The sequence below is a fragment of the Bacillus sp. AFS088145 genome, assembly GCF_002564465.1.
Taxonomy (GTDB): Bacteria; Bacillota; Bacilli; order Bacillales; family Bacillaceae_G; genus Gottfriedia.
Genome location: NZ_NUUX01000092.1, coordinates 1 through 305, shown reverse-complemented (window position 1 = coordinate 305; position 305 = coordinate 1). Strand labels below are relative to the sequence as shown.

The 305-nt window shown below is 65.2% G+C and carries 1 protein-coding gene; it reads left to right on the top strand.

The window, feature by feature from the left end:
* Nucleotides 1-272 (top strand): hypothetical protein (locus tag COI44_RS24360; protein ID WP_218926937.1); only part of this gene is annotated, 272 nt, incomplete at its 5' end.
* Nucleotides 273-305 lie beyond the last annotated feature (33 nt).

Genomic DNA, 305 nt, shown 5'->3' with positions numbered 1-305 from the left:
GCTTCGTGAACACGGCGCGCAAGGGCCAGGCGCCCGTCAACTCCCGCGTGTGGGGCAAGCATGCAGCGTTCATCTACAACGACGTGATGGCGGCCAAGACCGGCCAGCCGACCTTCGGCTTTACCGGCCAGTTCGGCACCAAGGTGGCCGGCGACATGCCCGAGCCGAAGAAGGGCTTGCGCGGCAGCCAACTCGTGCGCTGCGGCGAATCCGTCAAGGAAGTGATCACGGCAGGCGCCCTGGGCTACTTCTTCCAGAACGCCGTCGCCTAAGGAACTACCAAAGCCGCACCCAGCGAAGCGCAT